22 protein-coding genes are annotated in these 19,822 nt (G+C 70.9%); 8 read left to right on the top strand and 14 right to left on the bottom strand.

The window, feature by feature from the left end:
* Position 1: 1 nt before the first annotated feature.
* Positions 2 to 814, top strand: a complete 813-nt coding sequence (locus OM076_RS04605) for a PhzF family phenazine biosynthesis protein (protein WP_270038278.1) — start codon at positions 2 to 4, stop codon at positions 812 to 814.
* Positions 811 to 1,800, top strand: coding sequence for a glycosyltransferase family 2 protein (locus OM076_RS04600; protein ID WP_270038277.1), 990 nt, complete (start codon positions 811 to 813; stop codon positions 1,798 to 1,800). Before OM076_RS04605 ends, OM076_RS04600 begins: the two co-directional genes overlap by 4 nt.
* Here the strand turns inward: OM076_RS04600 and OM076_RS04595 are convergent.
* The 5 genes from OM076_RS04595 to OM076_RS04575 all read right to left on the bottom strand — a co-directional run bounded on the left by OM076_RS04595 (position 1,783) and on the right by OM076_RS04575 (position 5,442).
* On the bottom strand, positions 1,783 to 2,472 hold the full coding sequence (locus tag OM076_RS04595) for a PIG-L deacetylase family protein (protein ID WP_270038275.1): 690 nt from the start codon (positions 2,470 to 2,472) through the stop codon (positions 1,783 to 1,785). The genes OM076_RS04600 and OM076_RS04595 overlap by 18 nt on opposite strands.
* A 1-nt stretch (position 2,473) precedes the next feature.
* A complete protein-coding gene (locus OM076_RS04590) occupies positions 2,474 to 3,487 on the bottom strand; it encodes an NAD-dependent epimerase/dehydratase family protein (RefSeq protein WP_270038274.1) in 1,014 nt (337 codons plus the stop codon).
* 117 nt (positions 3,488 to 3,604) lie between these two features.
* Positions 3,605 to 4,249 carry an HAD family hydrolase gene (locus OM076_RS04585; RefSeq protein WP_270038273.1) on the bottom strand — a complete coding sequence of 215 codons (645 nt, stop codon included), beginning with the start codon at positions 4,247 to 4,249 and terminating at the stop codon, positions 3,605 to 3,607.
* 64 nt (positions 4,250 to 4,313) lie between these two features.
* Complete coding sequence (locus tag OM076_RS04580; RefSeq protein WP_270038272.1) at positions 4,314 to 4,835, bottom strand: transposase; 522 nt, start codon at positions 4,833 to 4,835, stop codon at positions 4,314 to 4,316.
* Between the two features lie 154 nt (positions 4,836 to 4,989).
* The gene (locus tag OM076_RS04575; RefSeq protein WP_270038271.1) at positions 4,990 to 5,442 is read right to left on the bottom strand and encodes a GNAT family N-acetyltransferase; all 453 of its coding nucleotides are present in this window, start codon (positions 5,440 to 5,442) and stop codon (positions 4,990 to 4,992) included.
* Positions 5,443 to 5,458: 16 nt separating this feature from the next.
* Between OM076_RS04575 and OM076_RS04570 the strand changes: the two genes are divergently transcribed.
* Both OM076_RS04570 and OM076_RS04565 read left to right on the top strand, forming a co-directional pair.
* Complete coding sequence (locus OM076_RS04570; RefSeq protein WP_270038269.1) at positions 5,459 to 5,947, top strand: YbaK/EbsC family protein; 489 nt, start codon at positions 5,459 to 5,461, stop codon at positions 5,945 to 5,947.
* Positions 5,944 to 6,600: an SDR family NAD(P)-dependent oxidoreductase gene (locus OM076_RS04565; protein WP_270038267.1), complete on the top strand. Its 657-nt coding sequence runs from the start codon at positions 5,944 to 5,946 to the stop codon at positions 6,598 to 6,600. Before OM076_RS04570 ends, OM076_RS04565 begins: the two co-directional genes overlap by 4 nt.
* Positions 6,601 to 6,603: 3 nt before the next feature.
* Here OM076_RS04565 and OM076_RS04560 read toward each other — a convergent pair whose 3' ends face one another.
* Positions 6,604 to 7,521, bottom strand: coding sequence for an ABC transporter permease (locus tag OM076_RS04560; RefSeq protein WP_270038266.1), 918 nt, complete (start codon positions 7,519 to 7,521; stop codon positions 6,604 to 6,606).
* Between the two features lie 50 nt (positions 7,522 to 7,571).
* On the opposite strand from OM076_RS04560, the gene OM076_RS04555 reads away from it, so the two are divergent.
* Positions 7,572 to 7,982: a hypothetical protein gene (locus tag OM076_RS04555; protein WP_270038265.1), complete on the top strand. Its 411-nt coding sequence runs from the start codon at positions 7,572 to 7,574 to the stop codon at positions 7,980 to 7,982.
* Positions 7,983 to 7,994: 12 nt separating this feature from the next.
* Here the strand turns inward: OM076_RS04555 and OM076_RS04550 are convergent, their stop codons facing one another.
* The gene (locus OM076_RS04550) at positions 7,995 to 9,155 is read right to left on the bottom strand and encodes an amidohydrolase family protein (protein WP_270038264.1); all 1,161 of its coding nucleotides are present in this window, start codon (positions 9,153 to 9,155) and stop codon (positions 7,995 to 7,997) included.
* Between the two features lie 41 nt (positions 9,156 to 9,196).
* Here OM076_RS04550 and OM076_RS04545 point away from each other — a divergent pair, with 41 nt between their 5' ends.
* Positions 9,197 to 9,505, top strand: coding sequence for a DUF6812 domain-containing protein (locus OM076_RS04545; protein ID WP_270038262.1), 309 nt, complete (start codon positions 9,197 to 9,199; stop codon positions 9,503 to 9,505).
* On the opposite strand, the gene OM076_RS04540 is transcribed toward OM076_RS04545, so the two are convergent.
* The 3 genes from OM076_RS04540 to OM076_RS04530 are packed head-to-tail and all read right to left on the bottom strand — an operon-like array spanning position 9,474 to position 13,287.
* Positions 9,474 to 10,556 (bottom strand): MalY/PatB family protein, encoded by a 1,083-nt coding sequence (locus tag OM076_RS04540; protein ID WP_270038261.1) that lies wholly within the window; start codon positions 10,554 to 10,556, stop codon positions 9,474 to 9,476. The genes OM076_RS04545 and OM076_RS04540 overlap by 32 nt on opposite strands.
* Positions 10,541 to 11,518, bottom strand: a complete 978-nt coding sequence (locus OM076_RS04535; RefSeq protein WP_270038259.1) for a 2-oxoacid:ferredoxin oxidoreductase subunit beta — start codon at positions 11,516 to 11,518, stop codon at positions 10,541 to 10,543. Before OM076_RS04535 ends, OM076_RS04540 begins: the two co-directional genes overlap by 16 nt.
* A complete protein-coding gene (locus tag OM076_RS04530) occupies positions 11,500 to 13,287 on the bottom strand; it encodes a 2-oxoacid:acceptor oxidoreductase subunit alpha (RefSeq protein ID WP_270038258.1) in 1,788 nt (595 codons plus the stop codon). The genes OM076_RS04535 and OM076_RS04530 overlap by 19 nt, the downstream gene beginning before the upstream one ends.
* Before the next feature lie 122 nt (positions 13,288 to 13,409).
* On the opposite strand from OM076_RS04530, the gene OM076_RS04525 reads away from it, so the two are divergent.
* Positions 13,410 to 14,195 (top strand): alpha/beta fold hydrolase, encoded by a 786-nt coding sequence (locus OM076_RS04525; protein WP_270038257.1) that lies wholly within the window; start codon positions 13,410 to 13,412, stop codon positions 14,193 to 14,195.
* Complete coding sequence (locus OM076_RS04520) at positions 14,192 to 15,484, top strand: amidase (protein WP_270038256.1); 1,293 nt, start codon at positions 14,192 to 14,194, stop codon at positions 15,482 to 15,484. Before OM076_RS04525 ends, OM076_RS04520 begins: the two co-directional genes overlap by 4 nt.
* Here OM076_RS04520 and OM076_RS04515 read toward each other — a convergent pair.
* The 4 genes from OM076_RS04515 to OM076_RS04500 are packed head-to-tail and all read right to left on the bottom strand — an operon-like array spanning position 15,438 to position 19,816.
* The gene (locus tag OM076_RS04515) at positions 15,438 to 15,752 is read right to left on the bottom strand and encodes a UBP-type zinc finger domain-containing protein (RefSeq protein WP_270038254.1); all 315 of its coding nucleotides are present in this window, start codon (positions 15,750 to 15,752) and stop codon (positions 15,438 to 15,440) included. The two genes, OM076_RS04520 and OM076_RS04515, sit on opposite strands and share 47 nt — an antisense overlap.
* On the bottom strand, positions 15,749 to 17,143 hold the full coding sequence (locus tag OM076_RS04510) for an ATP-binding protein (protein WP_270038253.1): 1,395 nt from the start codon (positions 17,141 to 17,143) through the stop codon (positions 15,749 to 15,751). The genes OM076_RS04515 and OM076_RS04510 overlap by 4 nt, the downstream gene beginning before the upstream one ends.
* The gene (locus tag OM076_RS04505; RefSeq protein WP_270038251.1) at positions 17,140 to 18,798 is read right to left on the bottom strand and encodes an FAD-dependent oxidoreductase; all 1,659 of its coding nucleotides are present in this window, start codon (positions 18,796 to 18,798) and stop codon (positions 17,140 to 17,142) included. Before OM076_RS04505 ends, OM076_RS04510 begins: the two co-directional genes overlap by 4 nt.
* 10 nt (positions 18,799 to 18,808) lie before the next feature.
* Positions 18,809 to 19,816: a peptidoglycan-binding protein gene (locus OM076_RS04500; protein WP_270038250.1), complete on the bottom strand. Its 1,008-nt coding sequence runs from the start codon at positions 19,814 to 19,816 to the stop codon at positions 18,809 to 18,811.
* Positions 19,817 to 19,822: the final 6 nt, after the last annotated feature.

Genomic DNA, 19,822 nt, shown 5'->3' with positions numbered 1-19,822 from the left:
CGTGCCGCGTTCCTTCGCGCAGGTGGACGTCTTCACGTCGACGCCGTATCTCGGCAATCCCGTCGCGGTCGTGCTCGACGGTGATGGGCTGTCGACCGAGGAGATGCAGCGGTTCGCGCACTGGACGAACCTGTCGGAGACGACGTTCGTTCTTGAATCCGACGTCGCCGACTACCGCGCGCGGATCTTCACCACCGCGCGTGAGCTGCCGTTCGCGGGGCACCCGACGCTCGGGACCTGCCACGCGTGGCTGCAGGCGGGTGGGGTGCCCGCGAGCGCCGACGTGATCGTGCAGGAGTGCGAGGCGGGGCTGATCCCGATCCGGCGGACCGTCGACGGGCTGGCGTTCGCCGCGCCGCCGTTGCTGCGGGGCGGGCCGGTGGAGGAGTCGCTGGTCTCGCACGTGTGCCGCGTCTTGGGTGTGGAGCGGGCCGCCGTGCTGGATGCCTCGTGGGCGGACAACGGGCCTGGGTGGGTGGCGGTGCTGCTCGGCTCCGCTTCCGAGGTCCTCGCGCTCTCGCCCGCGTACGTCGATCTCGACGTGGGCGTCGCCGGGTTCCATCCCGACGGGGTGCTCGAGGTGCGGGCGTTCTTCCCGAAGGACGGGGCCACCGCCGAGGACCCGGTCACCGGGTCGCTGAACGCGTCGCTGGCCGGGTGGCTGCTCGAGAGCGGGCGGGTGACGGCGCCGTATCTCGCGCATCAGGGGACGGCGCTGGGCCGGGCTGGGCGGGTGCACGTGACGCAGGCCGACGGGGAGATCTGGATCGCGGGCGGCACCGTCACGTGCGTGTCGGGCGAGGTGGTCCTGTGAGCAGCCGCGTCACCGTCTGCATTCCGACCTACCGGCGCACGCAGTGGCTGGCGGAGACGATCGCATCGGCGCTCGGGCAGACGTACACCGACCTCGTGCTCGAGGTCCACGACGACGCGACGCCCGACGACTCGGTCGAGCGCGTCGTGGCGGAGTTCTCCGACCAGCGGCTGCGGTACATCCGCCACGCCGACAACGCCGGGATCGTGGGCAACTTCACGCGCTCGCTGGTGGGCGCCACGACCGACTACGTGATCCAGCTCGGTGATGACGACATCGCCGAGCCGACGCTCGTGTCGCGGACCGTGGCGGCGTTGGACGCGTCGCCGTCGGCCGGGTTCGCGCACGCGCGGTTTGCGCTCATCGACGCGCGCGGTGAGTACCTGATGCGCGAGGAGGACTGGCTCGGGACGCCGTCGCCGGCGCTGGAGCCGGGTGCGATGTTCGTGGAGAAGTCGATGCTGCACGGGTGCCGCGTCTGCTCGTCGACCGCGCTGATCCGGCGCAGCGCCGTCCCCGAGGGCGCGTTCCGCCAGGAGGACTACCCGCCGTTCGACTTCGCGTTCTGGCTGCGGATGTCGGAGACGTGGGACGTGGCGTGGATCGGCGAGGTGCTCTGCCGCTACCGCATCCACAGCGGGAGCTTCACCGCCGGCGTCGCCGACGTCACCGATCACGGCTATCTCCAGGCCGAGAAGACGCTGCGCGAGGTGCACGACGTCAAGCGCCGCCACGCGCTCACCGTTCCGGCGGGGCCGCGGCGGGCGGGGCTGGAGAGGCTCGCGGACCGAGCGCTGCGGCGCGACCTCGTCTACCGCGTGCGCGAGCGGACGCTGCCCGAGCGGCCGTTCGTGCCGACGCTGCGCGGGCTCGCCGACCTCGCGCGGCGGGAGCCGTCGCTGGTGCGCGAGCCGGACGCGTGGGCGCTGCTGGCGGGCAGCGTCGTCGGTCCGCGCGCGGTCGAGCGGCTAAAAGGTCGAGCGTAGGACCGCGAACGCCTCGGCGTAGGTCACGCCGATCTCCGCCCCGCGGATCGTCGCCAGCGCCTTGACGGACTCGAGGCTGCGGATGTGCGGGCTCGGGCGCAGCATCGTCTTGTAGCGCTTCACCGACTCGAGCTTGGTCTCGATGTGATCGGTGATGTCCGTGAAGGCGGCGAAGCGGGGCAGCGGCTCGGCCGCCCACTGGATCTTCGTCATCTCGTAGGCGAGGACGTTGGGCGTGAGGTGGTTGCCGAACTGCTTGGCGATCGGGCGGGCGGCGGCGTGGGCGGCGTAGAAGACGGCCTGGTGATCCTGGTCGTAGTCGGGCAGCGCGGGCAGCAGCAGCAGCTCGGGCTTGTGCTCGATCAGGACCTTCTCGAAGCGGTCGACGAGCTCGCGGCGCGGGAGCGTGTCGAGCTTCTCGATCAGGTCCTGGTCCTTGTAGGCGATCTCGTACGTCGTGTTCTCGCCGAAGAGGGCGAGGACGTCCTCGATCTCGTCCAGGCGCTGCTGCAGCGACGTCTCGCCGTTGACCCCGTAGTGGTGGAAGCCGTCGACGGCGAGGTAGACCACGTGGATGCGGCTGCCGGCTTCCGCCAGCTTGGCCATGAGCCCGGAGCAGCCCATGGCCTCGTCGTCCGCGTGTGGCGCGAGGACGACCGCCGATTTCGGCAAGCTAGACCCGAGCACCCGCGTCGAGCGGGACGGCCGCGGCCTCGCGCGCGTCGTCGCGCACGCGGTAATAGAGCGCGGTCTCGTCGATCAGCTCGTCGAGCGTGATGGTCGGTGCCCAGCCGACGGCCTTGGCCGCGTCGAGGACCGGGAGCTTCTGGATCGACTCCGCCTCCTCGTAGAGCGGGCCGTGGATCAGGCGCGCGTCGGCGTGCTCGATGCTGCTCGTGGACCCGAGGCGCTCGATGATCCGCTCGGCCAGGTTCCACACCGTGATGGTGTTGAGCGGGTTGCCGATGTTGAAGATCGGGCGGTCGGACTCGAACGCGGCGCCGGCATGCTCGGTGATGAAGCGGGCGAGGTCGGTCGCGCTCAGGAACGCGCGCTCCTGTCCGCCGCCGGCGAAGACCGTCAGCGGACGGCCGGCGATCGCCTGCTGCACGAAGGTCGGCATCACGAAGCCGCCCGCGCGCGACTGGCGCGGGCCGACGACGTTGAACGGGCGGATGACGAAGCCACGCAGGCCGCGGTGGCGGCTGTTGATCGTCGCGGCCTCGGTCAGCGTCTTGGCGATCGCGTACTCGAGGCGAGCGTTGTAGTGCGTCGGGACGATGATGTCGTCGGACTCGGCCAGCATGCCGCTGCGGCCGTAGACCTCGGCGCTCGAGAAGGAGATCAGGGCGACGTCATGCGTGACGCACTCCTCTATGACCTGCTGCGTGACGGCGACGATGTCCGCGCCGAGCGAGCCCTGGTACTTCAGGATGCCCGCGGGGCCGACGTGGCTGGCCGCGTGGACCACCAGGTCCTGGTCCTTGAAGCTCCCGCCCTGCGCGAGATAGTCCGCGATCGAGACCCGGTGCACCTGGCAGCCGGGGAAGACTTCGTACTCGCGGCCATCCGTGACCGCGGCGACCATCGAATCGATGACCGTGACCTGCCGGCCCGCCGCCAGCAGGGCGTCGACGACGTGTGAGCCGATGAAGCCCAGCCCGCCTGTGACTACCACTTTCTGCATCCGTGCTCCCGCCATTGAGTAGTTCGTAGCATCATCAAGGTGAGAAGGCAATGACGTCGTATGGCGTTTGGACACTCATTCGACCTACTACCTGATTGTCCGCGTGCGTACACGCCGTTATGCCGCAATCTGGATCGATGCGACGATCGAGACGACCTCTGCCAGAGCGCTGACAACGTGGGTCGCGCCGGCGGCGAAAAGGGTCTGTGGATTACCGTCGCGATCGATGCCGATCCGCACCGGTACGCCGTGCTCGGCGCCGAGGCGCATGTCCTGCGGGCTGTCCCCCACCGTGACCGCGTGGTGGGTCCATTCGCGGTCGGGGGTCTGCTGCGCGATCCGGTCGTAGTGCGCGTCGCCCTTGCTGCACTGCCCGTCTGAGCCGAGCACGACGGTGAACGCGTCCCAGCCCTCGTGGTCGAGCACCCGCTTGGCGCGCTCGGTGCTCGAGCCGGTCGAGAGCATCAGCTGCGCGCCGTGGGCGGCGAGCTCGCGCAGGGTCGTGTCGGCGTCGGGGTAGGCGACCGGCGGGGCGACGGTGTTGAGCTCGTCCAGCACCGCGAGGAAGTGCTTCGTGGCCGCCTTCGCCCGCGTATTGCTGAGCCCGAGCGCGACGAAGACCTCCCACGCGAGGCGGCCGGGCAGGCCGTCGAGCGTGCGGGTCAGCCTGGCGCGATCGATCTCGTAGGCGCGCGCGACGACCCAGAACGCCTCCCGCACGGCATCCGAGTGCACGAGCGTGTCGTCGAGATCGAAAATCACGTAGCGCGCCTCCACGCCCCTTCTAATCGGCCGATTCGCCGCGGCCTTGCGGCCGACCGGTCGATCATCCGTCGACGAGGGCTCGATAGACGGTGTGCGGGTCGCCGCCCGTCACCCCGAACCGCTCGAGCAAACGGGTCGCATCTAGCCATGGGGGCGCCGTCCCGTCGAGCACGGCACGGTGGCTGCTCCACTTCCATTCCTCCGCGGTCCGGCACAATCCGGCCTCGACCGGGTTCCGCAGGATGTACCGCGCCGTCGTCCAGAAGTGATCGTCGTCGGCCATCGGCTTTGAGCCGTACCGCCCCTGAAACACATGCCCGACCTTCCTATGGCGGCGGTTGTAGAGCAGCGCATAGTCCCCGTGCAACCGCTGCATCCCCTTCCCCAGATTGGGCTCCGGCGTCTGCAGCAGCAGATGGAGGTGGTTCTCCATCAGGCAGTACGCGAAGAACCGCCACCCCTTCCGCACCACCTCCGCGGCGAGCAGCTTGAGGTACAGCACGCAGTCCTCGTCGTCCCAATAGATCAGCTGACGGTCGTTCCCCCGTGCCCAGACGTGATGAATCCCGTCTGCGATTTCCATACGCGGCTTTCGTGGCATGCCCTCCTTAGGCCGCCCACCGACCTTTCTCGCCCCCACCCACAAGGGGGGGTCAGACCCCTCAACAATTCAAACGGCGCTGCAGAGCCAAAAACAATGTTGAGGGGTCTGACCCCTTTGTTTAAGGCGCGCGGTGTCAGAGGGGTTTTTCGAACCAGTGGTCTTGGAACTGGCCGGAGGTGGCGGGAGGGGGGAACTCGGTGAAGCCGCAGGAGGCGTAGAAGCTGCGGGCCTCGACGAGGTCGTGGCGGGTGTCGAGGAAGAGGCGGGGGAGCTGTTGGGTGCGGGCCCAGGTCTCGGCGGCGGTGAGGAGGGCTCGGGCGCCGCCGCCGCGGCGGTGTTCGGGGGCGACGTAGAAGCGGGTGAGCTCGCCGGTCGGGTAGACGCCGAGGTGGCCGGCCGCGACGCCGGCGGCGCGCAGGACGAGGAAGACGCCGAGGCCGTTGGCCGGGAACTCCTCGAGGGTGAGGTCGATCTCCGCCTCGTCGGTGGGGCGGCGGAAGTAGCGGACCGTGAGCTCCGCGAAGTAGTCACGGACGAGGGCGTGAACGTCGGGGACGTGTTCGGATTCGGGGCTGACGGTCCACATGGATACGGTCTAGGACGTGACCGAGGCTGACATTCTTCCGCGCAGCGCGCGCCGGGTTCGAGCCGCGTTGATCGAGCTCGGACTGCCCGCCGACATCGTGCGGCTCGCCGACTCCACCCGCACCGCGCCGGAGGCCGCCGCCGCGGTCGGCTGTGAGCTCGGCGCGATCGTCAAGTCGCTGGTGATGCGCGGGACGACGAGCCACGCCCCCGTGCTCGCGCTCGTCTCGGGCGACAACCGCGCCGACGTCGCGCTGATCGAGGCCGCCATCGACGAGCCGGTCGAACGCCCCGACGCCGCCTACGTGCGCGAGGTGACCGGATACGCGATCGGAGGCATCCCGCCCGTCGGGCACCCGCACCACGTGCGCACCGTGATGGACGAGGACCTGCTGCGCTTCGAGACGGTCTGGGCCGCGGCCGGTCACCCCCACGCCGTCTTCCCGATCGCGCCCGCCGACCTGGCGAAGGCGACGGGCGCGCAGGTACTCGCACTCGCGGAGTGAGCATCGCGCTGGTCACCGGCGGCAACCGCGGCATCGGGCTCGAGGTCTGCCGCCAGCTGGCCCGCAACGGCCACGAGGTGATCCTCGGCTCGCGCGATGTCGCCAAGGGGCGCGCAGTGGCCGGCGGATTGCGGGTCGTCGAACTCGACGTCGCCGACGACAGCAGCGTGCGGCGAGCGGCGGGCGAGATCGGCGCGCTCGACGTCCTCGTCAACAACGCCGCGATCCTCTACGACACCTGGGCGCGAGCGGAGACCGCCGATCTGGACGAGGTCCACACCGCGCTGGAGACCAACCTCTTCGGCGCCTGGCGCACGACGCAGGCGTTCCTTCCCCACCTCCGGCGCAGCGCGCACTCGCGCGTGGTCAACGTCTCGAGTGAGAGCGGCTCACTCGGCGGCATGAGCGGCGGCACCCCCGCCTACAGCGTCAGCAAAGCCGGGCTGAACGCCCTCACCCGCCTGCTCGCCGCCGAACTGCGGCCGCACGGCATCCTCGTCAACGCGATCTGTCCGGGCTGGACCGACACCGACATGGGCCAGGGCGGGCGGCCGGTCGAGCAGGGGGCCGCGAGCGTCGTCTGGGCGGTCGAGCTGCCCGACGACGGGCCGACCGGCGGGTTCTTCCGCGACGGTCGCCCGCTCGAGTGGTGACCGCTACGGCCTGACCCGCGGGTCGAGCGCGGCCTGCAGGATGTCGGCGATCGCGTTCGCCACGACGACCAGGACCGACCCGACGATCACGATCGCCATCAGCACCGGGAAGTTGCGGCCGTCGACCGCGTTCGGGATCAGCCGGTAGATCCCGGGGATGCCGAACACGGCCTCGACGAGGATCACGTTCGCGAGCAGGATCGGGATGTAGGTGCCGATCAGCGCGATCGTCGCCGGCAGGGCGACCGGCAGCGTGTGGACGATCGTGATCCGCCGCGGGGAGACGCCCTTCGCCGTCGCCGTGCGGACGTAGTCCTCGGCCACGACCTCCGGGAGCGTCGCGCGGACCATGCGCAGGCACAGCGCCGCGAGCGGCATGCCCGCGACGAGCCACGGCACGAGCAGCGAGTGCAGCCACGCGACGGGGTCCTCGCCCAGGCTTTGGTAGGTGTTCACCGTGACCAGCGGGATCGGGATCGGCGCGCCGACGTTCGGCGCGAAGAGCAGGATCACGAGGTAGCCGACGAAGTAGACGGGCGCGCAGAGGAAGAGCGCCGCGAGGCCTTGGAGCGCCCGAGCGACGAACGTACGCGGCCGCCGCGCGCACACCGTCCCGCCCGCGATGCCGAGCACGGAGCCGATGACCATCGCGCCGATCAGCAGTGCGAGATCCGCGGGCAGCGCGTCGGCGAGCATCGAACGCACCGGGAGGAACGGGCGCTGGGTCGAGTCGCCGAAGTCGGCTCGCACGAACACGTCCCGCAGGTAGGTGAGCAGCTCGACGTGCAGCGGCCGCGGGTCCGGGAAACTCTCCGGCGTGAGCAGGTGCAACATCAGAAACGTCAGGGCGGTCAGCGCCACCGACACGCCGATCACCGCGAGGGCCCGCCGGGCCACATAGAAGGGGAACGAGTCCGACACCCCGCTCGCCAGGCTAGACGACCGCCGGGTGAGTGGAGTACGGTCGGCGTGTGAGGCGGCGCGCGACGATCCTGCTGGCACTCGGCTCGGGCCTCGGCATCGGCCTCGGAGCAACGGCCCTCGCCCAGGGCGGCGGCGACACCGACCTGCAGATCGATCTGCACCGCGGCTGCCTCACCGGCACGCGGGTGACGATCCGGATCGTCCCGCCGTCGAACGCGATCCTCAGCCCCGTGCACATCCGCGCGGGTGGCCGCGAGGTCGTGCATCTGACCGGCGTGACGCAGGAGGCGAGCGTGACCGTGCGCCTCCCTCACCAGGGCCGTGTGAGCGTGAGCGGGGAGACGACCGGCGGGGAGCGCTTCTCGGTAGAGCGCAACTACCGCCGCTGCACGCCCGCGGCGACCCCACAGCACGACACCGCCCCGTCGCCGCCGATCACCGGCGGCGGCGAAGGCTGAGCGAATCGTCGACTACGCGTCGGCGGTTTCGCGCGTGGGCGCGGGGAGATCCAGTGGCGGGAGTGGGACGGCCGGGGTGCGGGCGACGGTGAGGGCGGCGATGATGAAGCGGCCCGCGAGTGGGAACGGGCGGCCTGGGGGTGGTGGGGCGAGGTGCTCCTCGTAGAGGTCGAGGAGCTGGAGGACGGCGGCGCAGACGTCGGCGTGCGGGGCGTCCTCGCCCACGGCGCAGGCCAGGCGCGCCAGCGCCAGAGGCTCCTCCGGGTTGCCGCCGCCGAAGGCCCGGCCGATGGCCGAGACCAGGTGGGTGACGACGCGGTCCAGGAGCGGGTGCAGGGCCGCTTCGGACGCGCCCGGCGCCGGGCCCACCCACAGCGGGTCGGCACCCGTCACGAGCCGCTCGGTCTGGCCGCCCATGATGCAGCGCAGGGCTTCGTCACTCACACCCGCCTGCAACGCCGCCCGGGCGTGGGTCCAGGCCGCCAGGACCGGCAGGCCGTAGGGCGAGTCGGAGGCCCAGACGATGTGGGACGGGTCGACCAGCGAGAACAGCGCGATGTGGTCGGCCGGGTTCCACCAGGCGGTGTCGATGAAGACGTTCGGATGGTCGGGCAGGACGTGCCACAGCCACGCCAGATCCGAGATCGCGGCGTGGGCGAGGATCAGGCGCGCGTCGGGGAACTCCGTCGCCAGCTCGACCGTGTTCTGCCCCAGCGCCGGAATCCCGCGACCCGCGTGGATCAGGATCGGCACGCGACGCTCATGGGCGACGGCGACGATCTCGCGCACGCCCGGCTCGTGCAGCGTGAACTGCTCGGCGCGCGGGTGCAGCTTGATGCCGACCGCGCCCGCGTCCAGACACCGCCGCGCCTCCTCGGCGGGCGACACGCGCGGGTCGAGCCGGCAGAAGGACACCAGGCGACCGGAAGAGCCCAGAGCCGCGGCGATCGCGGCGTCATTCGGCCCGGGATAGCCCGACGGCTCGTGCATCGGGAACACGACCGCGCGGGCGTCCGCGCGCGTCATCACGTCGATCAGCTCGTCGGGGGTCTGCTTCATCCCGTCCGGATCGTCCTGCCCGATGTGGGTGTGGGCGTCGAACAGGTCGAAGGGCCCGTGCGATGTCTGCAGCGAGTCCCAGTAGGGACGGAGGAGGGCGTCGATGTCCAACATATGGGGCGTGGACCCTACCGGCGCCGCGCGATACTGAGCTGATGCCATTCCGCCGCGAGCGCGTCCGCATCGAGACGGCGCGTCACGAGATCGAGGGGACGCTGCAGCTCCCGTACGAGGGCTTCCGCTCCCGCATGACGGACTTTCTGAACACGCAGGGCGACGACTTCCTCCCGCTGACGGACGCCCAAGTGACCTACCTCGACTCCACGCGTGAGCCGGAAAAACACGAGTACCTCGCGCTGGCGACGCGCCACGTCGTGCTCGTGATCGAACTGGGCGAGGTCGAGATCGTCGAGGAGATCCTCAGCGCGGAGTTCACGGCGTCAACGCCGCCTCCAGTCGTCTGACCGCCTCCTCCAGGAGCTCGGGCGTCGTTCCGACGTTCAACCGGGCGAACCCGGCGCCCTGGGAGCCGAAGCGCAGGCCGGTCTCCAAGGCGACACGCCCGCGCTCCAGGAAGACCGCGGCGGGATCGTCTCCAAGTCCCGCGGCCCGGCAGTCCAGCCAGGTCAAGAAGCTCGCCTGCGGCGGCACCGCGACGGTCACGCCGGGCGGCAGCAGGGACGGGAGCCGCGCGTGATTGGCGGCGATCGTCGCGAGCGTCTCGTCGAGCCACGCGTCGCCCTCGCGGAACGCGGCCTCGGCGGCGATCGTCCCGAGGTAGCCCGCCTTGTCCCGCAGCCCGTCAGGCAACTGCACCGACGGGGTGACGATCATCGCGAGCTTCAACCCGGCGAGGTTGAACGCCTTCGAGGCGGAAGTGACCGCGCCGCCGCGCGAGGACACTGTCAGCCAGGGAACGAACTCCTCGTTCGGGAACGTCAGCGGCCCGTGGATCTCGTCGGAGATCACCCACGCGCCGTGCGCGTCGGCGGCCGCGGCGATCGCGGTCAGCTCGTCCCGCGTCGGCACCCGCCCGGTCGGGTTGTGCGGGTTGCACAGCAGCAGCGCCCGCGCACCGCGGGCGAACGCGTCCGCGATCCCGTCGACGTCCAACGCGCCATCGACCAGCAGCGGCACCTCGACCACCCGCCGCCCCGCGTGCGGGATGTCGACGAAGTAGGGCGGATAGACGGGTGGGTTGACGATCACGCCGTCACCCGGCGAGGTCAGCGCGAGCAGCAGCTCCTCGACGCCCACCATGACGTCGGTGATGAGCGTGACCTGCGCCGGGTCGACGGTCCAGCCGAGCCGGCGCGCCATGAACCCGCAGAACGCCTCCAGCAAGCTGTCGATCCGCCCGATGTAGCCGAGATCGTCAGCATCGATCGCCGCGTGCAACGCGGTCTTGACCGCCGGCGCGAGCGCGAAGTCCATCTCGGCCACGAACGCCGGGAGCACGTCGGCCGGGTACTTGCTCCACTTCTCGCTGCGGCGGAGCGCTAGGCGATCGTCCACGTATCCCCGGCGTGCAGGACGGCGTCCAGCGTCGAGTCGTCCGCACCCGCCCGGGCCTGCGCCAGCTGATGCGTCAGTTCCTGCCCGGACACGGGCCGCGCGACGTCTCTGAAGATCCCGATCGGCGTCGGCCCGTCCGGCGAGGAGGACAGCCGGGAGAGCTCGAACGCGAACGACGGATCGGCGCGATGCGCGTCGTGGATCACCGGAGCGCCGTCGCCCCCGATCCGCAGCACGCCGTCGGCGTCGCGGGTGACGTTGCGGATCGGCTCGCCGTGCTCGAGGTAGATCCGGTTGACCTCGCCGCGCTTCTTGTCGCGCAGCGCGTCGAACGCGCCGTCGTTGAACACCGGGCAGTTCTGGTAGATCTCGACCAGCGCGGCACCCTCGTGGGCGGCGGCCGCGCGCAGCACCATCGGCAGGTGCTGCTTGTCGGTGTCGATCGTGCGCGCCACGAACGTCGCCTCGGCGCCCAGCGCCAGGGAAATGGGGTTGAACGGCGCGTCGATCGACCCGAACGGCGTCGACTTGGTCACCTTGCCCAGCTCGGACGTCGGCGACGCCTGGCCCTTGGTCAGCCCGTAGATCTGGTTGTTGAAGAGCAGGATCTTGACCGGCACGTTGCGCCGCAGCGCGTGGATCAGGTGGTTGCCGCCGATGCTCAAAGCATCGCCGTCCCCGGTCACGACCCAGATCGACAGGTCCTCGCGTGCGGCCGCCAGCCCCGTCGCCAACGCCGGTCCGCGGCCGTGGATGCCGTGCATCCCGTAGGTGTCCATGTAGTACGCGAAGCGCCCCGCGCACCCGATCCCGGACACGAACACCACCCGCTCCGGCGGGATCCCCAGCTCGGGGAAGAAGCCCTGCACCGCCGCCAGCACCGCGTAGTCGCCGCAGCCCGGGCACCAGCGCGTCTCCTGGTCGGACTGGAAGTCCGCCTTGGTCAGCTCAGTCGCTGCCATATCTCGTTCTCCATCTCCGACGGCAGCAGCGGCTGGCCCTGCACCTTGGCGTAGGACTCGACAGGAACCAGGTACTTGGCGCGCAGCTCGTGCGCGAGCTGCCCGCTGTTCATCTCGGGTACGAGCACGCGCTCGTACGAGCGCAGCACCTCACCCAGGTTCGCCGGCATCGGATTGAGGTGATGCAGGTGCGCCGTCGCCACCCGCCCGCCGCGCTCGCGCACCCGCCGCGCGCCCGCCCGGATCGTCCCGTAGGAGGAGCCCCAGCCGAGCACGAGCAGGTCGGCGTCGACCTCGCCGAGCACCTCGACGTCCGGCACCTCGATCCCCGCCACCTTCGCCTCTCGCAGTTCGGTCATGCGCGCGTGGTTGGGCCCGTCGTAGGAGATCGCGCCCGTGCCGTCGGCCTTCTCCAGGCCGCCGATGCGGTGCGCCAGGCCGGGCGTCCCGGGGATCGCCCACGGCCGGGCCAGCCGGTCGTCGCGCGCGTACGGGAGGAACGGATCCTCGCCCGGAGGCGAGGTCCGGAAGCGCGGGTTGATCGCGGGCAGCGACGACGCGGCCGGGATCTTCCACGGCTCGCTCGAGTTGGCGACGAAGAGGTCACTCAACAGGATCACCGGCGTGCGGTAGGTGACCGCGATCCGCACCGCCTCGTAGACCATCTCGAAGCTCTGCCCGGGCGAGGAGGACGCGAGCACCGGCAGCGGCGACTCGCCGTGGCGCCCGTACAGCGCCTGCAGCAGGTCGGACTGCTCGGTCTTGGTCGGCATGCCGGTCGACGGGCCCGCGCGCTGCACGTCGATGATCAGCATCGGCAGCTCGAGCATCACCGCCAGCCCGATCGTCTCGGTCTTCAGGTCCAGCCCCGGGCCGGACGTGCACGTCACGCCTAGCGCGCCGCCGAACGCCGCGCCCAACGCCATCGACGCCGCCGCGATCTCGTCCTCGGCCTGGATCGTGCGCACCCCGAGGTCCTGCCGGCGCGACAGCGCGTGCAACAGGTCCGACGCGGGCGTGATCGGATACGCGCCGAACACCAGCGGCAGCCCGGACTTGATCGATGCCGCCACGAGGCCGAGCGCCGTCGCCTCGGTCCCGTTGAGGTTGCGGTAGGTCCCCGGCGCGACCTCGGTGTTGCGCGCGACCTTGACCTGCACGTCGATCATCTCCGACGTCTCGCCGAAGCTCCAGCCCGCCCGGAACGCGGCTAGGTTGGCCTCCATCACCGGACCCTTGAACTTGGCGCGCACCCACTTCTCGGTGACCTCGGTCGGCCGGTCGTACAGCCAGGAGAGCAGGCCGAGCGCGAACAGGTTCTTGGCCTTCTGCGCGTCGCGCGACGAGGCACCGTCCACACCTTCGACCGCGCGCGTGGTCAGCGAGCTCATCGGGACCCGCTTGACGGTGAACCCCTCGAGCGTCCCGTCTTCCAGCGGCGACTCCTTGTACCCCGCCTTCTGGACCGCCCGCACGCTGAACGCGTCCTCGTTGACGAGGATCGTCGCGCCCCGCCGCATCAGTCCGAGATTCGCCTTCAGTGCGGCGGGATTCATCGCCACCAGCACGTCCGGCGCGTCGCCCGGGGTGAGGATGTCGCGCGAGGCGAAGTGGATCTGGAACGCGGACACGCCCGCGACCGTGCCGGCCGGCGCGCGGATCTCCGCCGGGAAATCGGGCAGCGTCGCGAGGTCGTTGCCGAACACCGCGGTCGCGTCGGTGAAGCGGCTGCCGGCGAGCTGCATGCCGTCGCCTGAGTCTCCTGCCATTCGCACGACGACCCGTTCGCGCGTTTCGGTGGCCTTCACACCCTGACTTATGCCTGTGCGGTCGGACGGTTTCAATGCACTTGCCTGTTGAGGACCCTACACACCTCGTAGGCTGCCCAAACATGCGACGGATCACCGGCGACGGCGTCGAGCTCGCGGTGCTCGACGAAGGCGAGGGGACACCCGTCCTCCTGCTCCACGGCTTCCCCGATTCCTCCCACGTGTGGCGGCATCAAATCCCGATCCTGAAGGACGCGGGTTTCCGCGTCGTTGCACCCGACCTGCGCGGGTTCGGAGCGTCCGACAAGCCGCACGAAGTCGACGCCTATCGCGTCGGTAAGAGCGTCTCCGACCTGACCAAGGTGCTCGACGCCCTGGAGATCGAGTCGACGCACATCGTCGGTCACGACTGGGGCGCGGGCGTCGCCTGGGCGTTCGCGCTGATGGCGCCGCAGCGGCTGGAGAAGCTCGCGGTGCTCTCCGTCGGCCACCCGTCCGTGCCCAAGAGCATGGCCCAGCGCGAGAAGTCCTGGTACATGCTGCTCTTCCAGTTCCCCGAGGCCGAGCAGATCCTGCGCCGCGAGGACTGGGCGTTCTTCAAGGAATGGGCGGCGAGCCACCCGGACCTCGACCTCGAGCACTTCGACGTCACCGCCGGCCTGAACTGGTACCGGGCGAACCTGCACCCGCGGGAGGAGCTGAGCCGGCTCCCGCTCCCGCCCGTCCGCGCCGACACGCTCGGGCTGTGGAGCAGCGGCGACGCCTTCCTGCTGGAGGCCAACGTCACCGGGTCGGAGGAGTTCGTCGCGGGCGAGTGGCGCTACGAGCGCATCGACGGCGCCAGCCACTGGATGCAGCTCGACGCCCCCGAGCGCGTCAACGCGCTGCTGCTTGACTTCCTGCGGTGAAGACCGCCGTCGAGCTCAGAGCGGCGTTCGCCGCGCGCGAACTGTCCCCCGTCGAACTGATCGATGCCGCTGCCGAGCACGCCGAGCTCGGCGCGTTCGTGACGCTGACGCTCGAGCGCGCGCGGGAGGAGGCCAAGGCCGCCGAACGCGCCTACCGGGACGGCACCGCCCGCCCGCTCGAAGGCCTGACGCTCGCCGTCAAGGACCTCTACGACACCGAGGGCGTCCCCACGACCTACGGGTCGAGCATCTTCAAGGGCCACGTGCCGAAGGCCGACGCGTTCGCGGTGCAGCGGGCCAAGAGCGCCGGCGCGATCGTCGTGGGCAAGACGCTCACGCACGAGTTCGCCTGGGGCATCACGTCCAACAACCCGCACTTCCCGCCGTGCTGCAACCCGTGGGACGCCGAGCGCATCCCGGGTGGGTCGAGCGGTGGCAGCGCCGTCGCGCTGGCGACCGGCGGCGCCGCGCTCGCGCTCGCCACCGACACCGGCGGCTCGATCCGCATCCCCGCCGCGTTCTGCGGCGTCTCCGGGCTGAAGCCGACCTACAACCAGATTCCCGCCACCGGCGTCTTCCCGCTCGCCCGCTCACTCGACCACGCCGGGCCGATGGGCCGCACGCCCGCCGACGTCCGGCTCTTCTACGCAGCGCTCACCGGCAGCCGCACCCACCCACTCGACGCGGCCCCGAGCGTGGCGATCTGCCCCGACCTGCACCTGCACCCGCTGACCCCCGGCATCCAGCGCGCGTTCGACGGCGCCGCCACGGCACTCGGCGCGTTCGAAGTGGGCTTCGACGAAGCGGCGCGGATCTATCCCGCGTTCGTCGCCATCCAGTCGGTCGAGGCCGCGCTCGCGCACTCCGTCCTCTTCCCCACCCGCAAGGCGGAGTACGGCGAGGACGTCGCCGCCCGGATCGAGCGGGCGCGGACGGTGACCGTCGACGAGTACGTCGAGGCGACCGCGACCCGCGAGCGCCTGCGCACGAACTTCGCCCGCGTGTTCGCCGCCGCCGACCTCCTGCTGACGCCGATCCACGCGCTCCCGCCGGAGCTCCGCGGCGTCGGCGCCCAGTCCTTCCGCGACGCCGTGCTGCCCTACACGGTCCCGCAGAACCTCGCCGGGCTCCCGAGCGCCGCCGTGCCCGTCGGCTTCGACGAGCACGGGCTCCCGGTCGGCGTGCAGCTCACCGGACCCGCCTGGAGCGAGGGCCGGGTGCTCGCCGCCGCCGAGGCGCTGTTCAGCGCGACAGCATCGGCGAGGGAGGAATCCGCGTCGATCCTGTGACCTGCGGGATGCGCATCCCGATCTCGTCCTCGAAGCACCAGCACCAGTCCTCACCAGGCTCGAGCGAACGGATGATCGGATGCTCGAGCGAGGCGTGAGCGCTCGCGTGCTTGTTGGGCGAGTCGTCGCAACAGCCGACGTGGCCGCAGGCGAGGCAGATCCGCAGGTGCAGCCACACCCCGCCGGTCGCCAGGCAGTCCTCGCAGCCCGCGACCTCCTCGGGCAGCTCGGTGATCTCGATCGTGTCCAGGTGGGTGCAGGTGCTCATTTCTTCACTCCATCGAGGGGTAGCCAGACGTGGAAGGTCGTGCCGCCGTCGCCGGTGTCGAACGAGATCGACCCGCGGTGGCGCTGTTCGACGATGCGCCGCGCCGTGTCCAGGCCCATGCCGGTACCGCTGCCCGGGGCCTTGGTGGTGAAGAACGGGTCGAAGATGTGCGAGCGGACGTCGGCGGGGATGCCAGGCCCGTCGTCGGCGATGTCGACCTTGATGCAGCCGTTGTCGGAGCTCGTCGTGATCTGGATCGCGCCGTCCTCCCCGAGCGCGCCGATCGCGTTGTCGAGCAGGTTCGTCCAGACCTGATTGAGCTCTGAGCCGTACATCATCAGCTGCGGCAGGGACTTGTCGTAGTCGCGCGTGACCTTGATCTGGGTGTGCTTGAGCTTGTGGCCCATCATCACCAGCGTGCTCTCGAGGCCCTCGTGGACGTCGGCCTGCACGACGCCGCCGCGGTCCATGTAGGCGTAGGTCTTGATCGCCTTGACCAGGCCGGACATGCGCTCGGTGGACTCGACGAGCTCGCTCGCCAGCTCGTGCGCGGTCAGCGAGGCGGCCACCCACGAGAGGGTCTTCCCCGTCGCCGGGCCGGCGACGGCCTGTACGCGGTCGACCCAGTCCGCGTCGAGCCCGACGGCCGCGAGCGGTTCGGCGAAGCGCCACGCGTCCTCGATGCCGCGGTCCTCGAGCGCGTCGAGCATCGCGTCCTCGGCGTCGGTCGCGTCGAGGGCGTCGAGCCTCCCGCGCACGATGCACATGCCGAGCGCCTCCTGCTGGAGCTGGAGCAGCTTCTCGGCGTCGACGCGCTCGATGCCGCTCTCCACGAACGCCTGCAGGGCGTGGTTGATGACCTCGACGGCGTCGACGAGATCGCTCGCCGCGCGGCGAGCGGCGGCCGCGGGGTTGTTGAGCTCGTGGGCGAGCCCGGCCGCCATCGTGCCGAGCGAGGTCAGCCGCTCGCGCGAGGACTCGCGGGCGTTGATGCCGCGCATGACCGGCCCGATCACGCGCATGACCTTCCGGTGCACGGTCGGCTGCGCGCACGCGAGGTCGATGAAGGCGTCGCGCGGGACGATCGCCGCGCGGCAGGGACCGTCGGCATCGACGTTGAGCGGGAGCCGGTCCTCGGTGATCGCGGCGATCGCGCCGATCCACGTCGGCCCGTGGTTGGGCGTCATCGGGTCGATGTGCCCGTCCGCTTCGCGGTAGCCGCGCGTCGTCCCGCTGAACAGCAGCAGCGGGCCGGGCGATTCGCCCTGCGTGAGCATCCGGTCGCCGTCGGCGTAGTCGCGGATCTCGACCACGCCGGCCCACGCGTCGAGCTGCGCGTCGGTCAACCCCTCGAAGAGGTCCATCCGGCGCAGCTCATCCTGAACGGTCATTCGGCGAGGTACTCGTGGACCAGCGAGACGGACATCGAGCCCTCGCCGACGGCGCTGGCGACGCGCTTCATCGAGCGTGAGCGCACGTCGCCGGCGACGAACACGCCGGGCACGGATGTCTCCAACAGGAACGGGTCGCGCTTGAGCGGCCAGCCCGCGGCCTTGGCGTCCAGGCCGGCGAGGATGAAGCCGTGCTCGTCGCGCGCGACGACCCCCTCGAGCCACTCCGTCCGCGGCGCCGCCCCGATGAACACGAACGCGGCGTCGACCTTCTCCCGCCGCTCGCCATTGACGTCGCGGATCGTCAGCGTGTCGAGGTGCCCGTCGCCCTCGGCCAGCACGGCCTGCGCGCTGGTGTGGACCTCGATGTTCTCAAGCGCCGCGATCTGGTCGATCAGGTAGCTGGACATCGACTTCTCGAGGTTCTCGCCGCGCACGAGCATCGTGACGCGGCCGGCGTACCGGCTGAAGAACACCGCGGCCTGGCCGGCGGAGTTGGCCGCGCCGATCACGACGACGTGCTGGTCCTGGCAGGAGCGCGCCTCGGTCAGCGCCGCGCCGTAGTAGATGCCCTTGCCGGTCAGGCGCTCGAAGCCCGGCACCGTGAGCTGGCGATAGGACACGCCGGAGGCGACGAGCACGCAGTTCGCGCTCAGCGTGCTGCCGCCGGAGAGCTCGACGAGCCGGCCGGCGCCCTCGGCGGTGAGGCCGACCGCGTCCTGGATCGTCAGCAGCTCGGCGCCCAGGCGGCGTGCCTGGTCGACCGCACGGCGCGCGAGATCGGAGCCCGACAGGCCGCTCGGGAAGCCGAGGTAGTTCTCGATCCGGCTCGACATCCCCGCCTGCCCGCCCGGCGCCTCGCGCTCGACCAGGACCGTCTTCAAGCCCTCCGACGCGCCGTAGACGGCGGCGGCGAGGCCGGCCGGGCCGCCGCCGACGATCACGAGGTCGTAGTGCTCGGCCGTCGGCGCGACCGACACGCCGAGGCGCTCGGCGAGCTCGCGCACGGTCGGGTGCTCGAGCACGGTGCCGTCCTCCAGCAGCGCGACCGGGAGCCCTTCCTTCTCGACCCCCGTCATCGTCAGCAGCTCGCGCGCCTCGGCGTCGCGCTCCACGTCCAGCCAGCGCATCGGGACCCGGTTGCGGGCGAGGAAGTCGCGCAGGTCGTGCGAGTCGCGGCTGAAGCGATGGCCGATCACGCGCACGCCGCCGGACTCCAGCGCCGCGCCCGCCTCCCACGTGGTCAGCAGGTCCTCGACCACCGGGTAGAGCTGCTCCTCCGGCGGGTCCCAGGGCTTGAGCAGGTAGTAGTCGAGGTCGACCTCGTTGATCGCCTGGATCGCGGCCTCCGTGTCGGCGTAGGCGGTCAGCAGGACGCGCTTGGCGTCCGGAACAAGCTTGCGCGCCTCGACGAGGTACTCCGTCCCGGCCATGCCGGGCATGCGCTGGTCGGCGACCAGCAGCGCGACCTGCTCGCCGCGGGTGACGAGCTCCTTGAGCGCGTCGAGCGCCTCCGCGCCCGAGGTCGCGCGCACGATCCTGTAGCGCTCGCCGAACTGGCGCCGCAGGTCGCGCGCGACGGCGGCGAGCACTGCGGGCTCGTCGTCGACGGCGACGATCGCGGGGCGACGACGGCGCGGCTCCGATGCCTCCATGACTGAAACCCTAGATGACCTGGACCGGCGTCCCGATGGACACGAAGTCGTAGACGATCTTCGCCTCCGGGAGCGGCAGCCGCGCGCACCCGTGCGAGGCGGGCTGGGCGGGGACGTCGGCGTAGCCGTGCAGCGCCCAGCCGCCCACCCAGTAGGCGGCATACGGCAGCCAGGTCTTGTACGGGACCGACCAGGACTTGACCTCCTTGCGGTAGATCTTCCACTTGCCGGGCGGGGTGCCGATGTCCGGGCTGTCGCCGCCGATGCCGGTCGAGGTGTGGATCGCGCGCACGACCTTGCCGCTGTTGATCAGCAGGACGACGCCGCGGGCACGGTAGATCTCCACCCGCCTGCCCTTGCTCGTGCGGTCCAGCGGGAGCGGGCGGCCGGCGGCGGTGAGCTTGGTCAGCGTCTGCGGCCCGACGACGCCGTCGCGCGACAGGCCGCTCCAGGCCTGGAAGGCGATCACGGCCTGCATCGTCCGGTAGTCCCACGTGCCGGTCACGGCGTCGGTCGGGAGGTAGCCGAGGCTCGCCAGCTTGGTCTGGACGTCCTTGGGGTTGGCGGGCGCGGCGGTCTTCTTGGTCGGCGGCTTGGGCTGGGTGAACGGCTCGGGGCCGAAGTCCGCACGGGTGTAGGTCTTGCCGAGGATGCGCACGTCGGTGATGTCGCTGTCGACCGCGGTGACCGTGTAGACGATCTGCGCGAGGCGGGCGTGGAGCATCGGCTCGGGGGCCTCGAACGGGCCGGACAGCTCGATGTCGGCCCGCTCGCCGTCGACCTTCGCGCTGGTCAGCACGACCGAGAGCGGGATCGTCGTGCCGTAGCCCTTCTTCTGCTCGGCGGGGGTCGGGCCCGCGAGCAGCGAGGCGAGCGCCGCGGTCGGGGTCGCTTCGAGGTCGCGCGTGACGTACGCGAGCTGTTCGCCCTTGGTGAAGTAGACCCGGACGTCGGCGGCGCGGGCGGCCGTCGGTGCGATGAAGAGCACGAGAACGGCGAGAAGGGCGGCTCGAAACATGACGCG

This window comes from Solirubrobacter ginsenosidimutans, assembly GCF_027587205.1.
The sequence above is the reverse complement of the archived record's forward strand: the minus strand, read 5'-3'. Positions and strand labels throughout refer to the sequence as shown.

Bases quoted from the DNA above. Each gene is read 5' to 3' on its own strand.
- OM076_RS04590 (WP_270038274.1), bottom strand. From the start codon at position 3,487: ATGCAGAAAGTGGTAGTCACAGGCGGGCTGGGCTTCATCGGCTCACAC.
- OM076_RS04580 (WP_270038272.1), bottom strand. From the start codon at position 4,835: ATGGAAATCGCAGACGGGATTCATCACGTCTGGGCACGGGGGAACGAC.
- OM076_RS04575 (WP_270038271.1), bottom strand. From the start codon at position 5,442: ATGTGGACCGTCAGCCCCGAATCCGAACACGTCCCCGACGTTCACGCC.
- OM076_RS04550 (WP_270038264.1), bottom strand. From the start codon at position 9,155: ATGTTGGACATCGACGCCCTCCTCCGTCCCTACTGGGACTCGCTGCAG.
- OM076_RS04545 (WP_270038262.1), top strand. From the start codon at position 9,197: ATGCCATTCCGCCGCGAGCGCGTCCGCATCGAGACGGCGCGTCACGAG.
- OM076_RS04535 (WP_270038259.1), bottom strand. From the start codon at position 11,518: ATGGCAGCGACTGAGCTGACCAAGGCGGACTTCCAGTCCGACCAGGAG.
- OM076_RS04530 (WP_270038258.1), bottom strand. From the start codon at position 13,287: ATGGCAGGAGACTCAGGCGACGGCATGCAGCTCGCCGGCAGCCGCTTC.
- OM076_RS04525 (WP_270038257.1), top strand. From the start codon at position 13,410: ATGCGACGGATCACCGGCGACGGCGTCGAGCTCGCGGTGCTCGACGAA.
- OM076_RS04515 (WP_270038254.1), bottom strand. From the start codon at position 15,752: ATGAGCACCTGCACCCACCTGGACACGATCGAGATCACCGAGCTGCCC.
- OM076_RS04510 (WP_270038253.1), bottom strand. From the start codon at position 17,143: ATGACCGTTCAGGATGAGCTGCGCCGGATGGACCTCTTCGAGGGGTTG.
- OM076_RS04505 (WP_270038251.1), bottom strand. From the start codon at position 18,798: ATGGAGGCATCGGAGCCGCGCCGTCGTCGCCCCGCGATCGTCGCCGTC.
- OM076_RS04500 (WP_270038250.1), bottom strand. From the start codon at position 19,816: ATGTTTCGAGCCGCCCTTCTCGCCGTTCTCGTGCTCTTCATCGCACCG.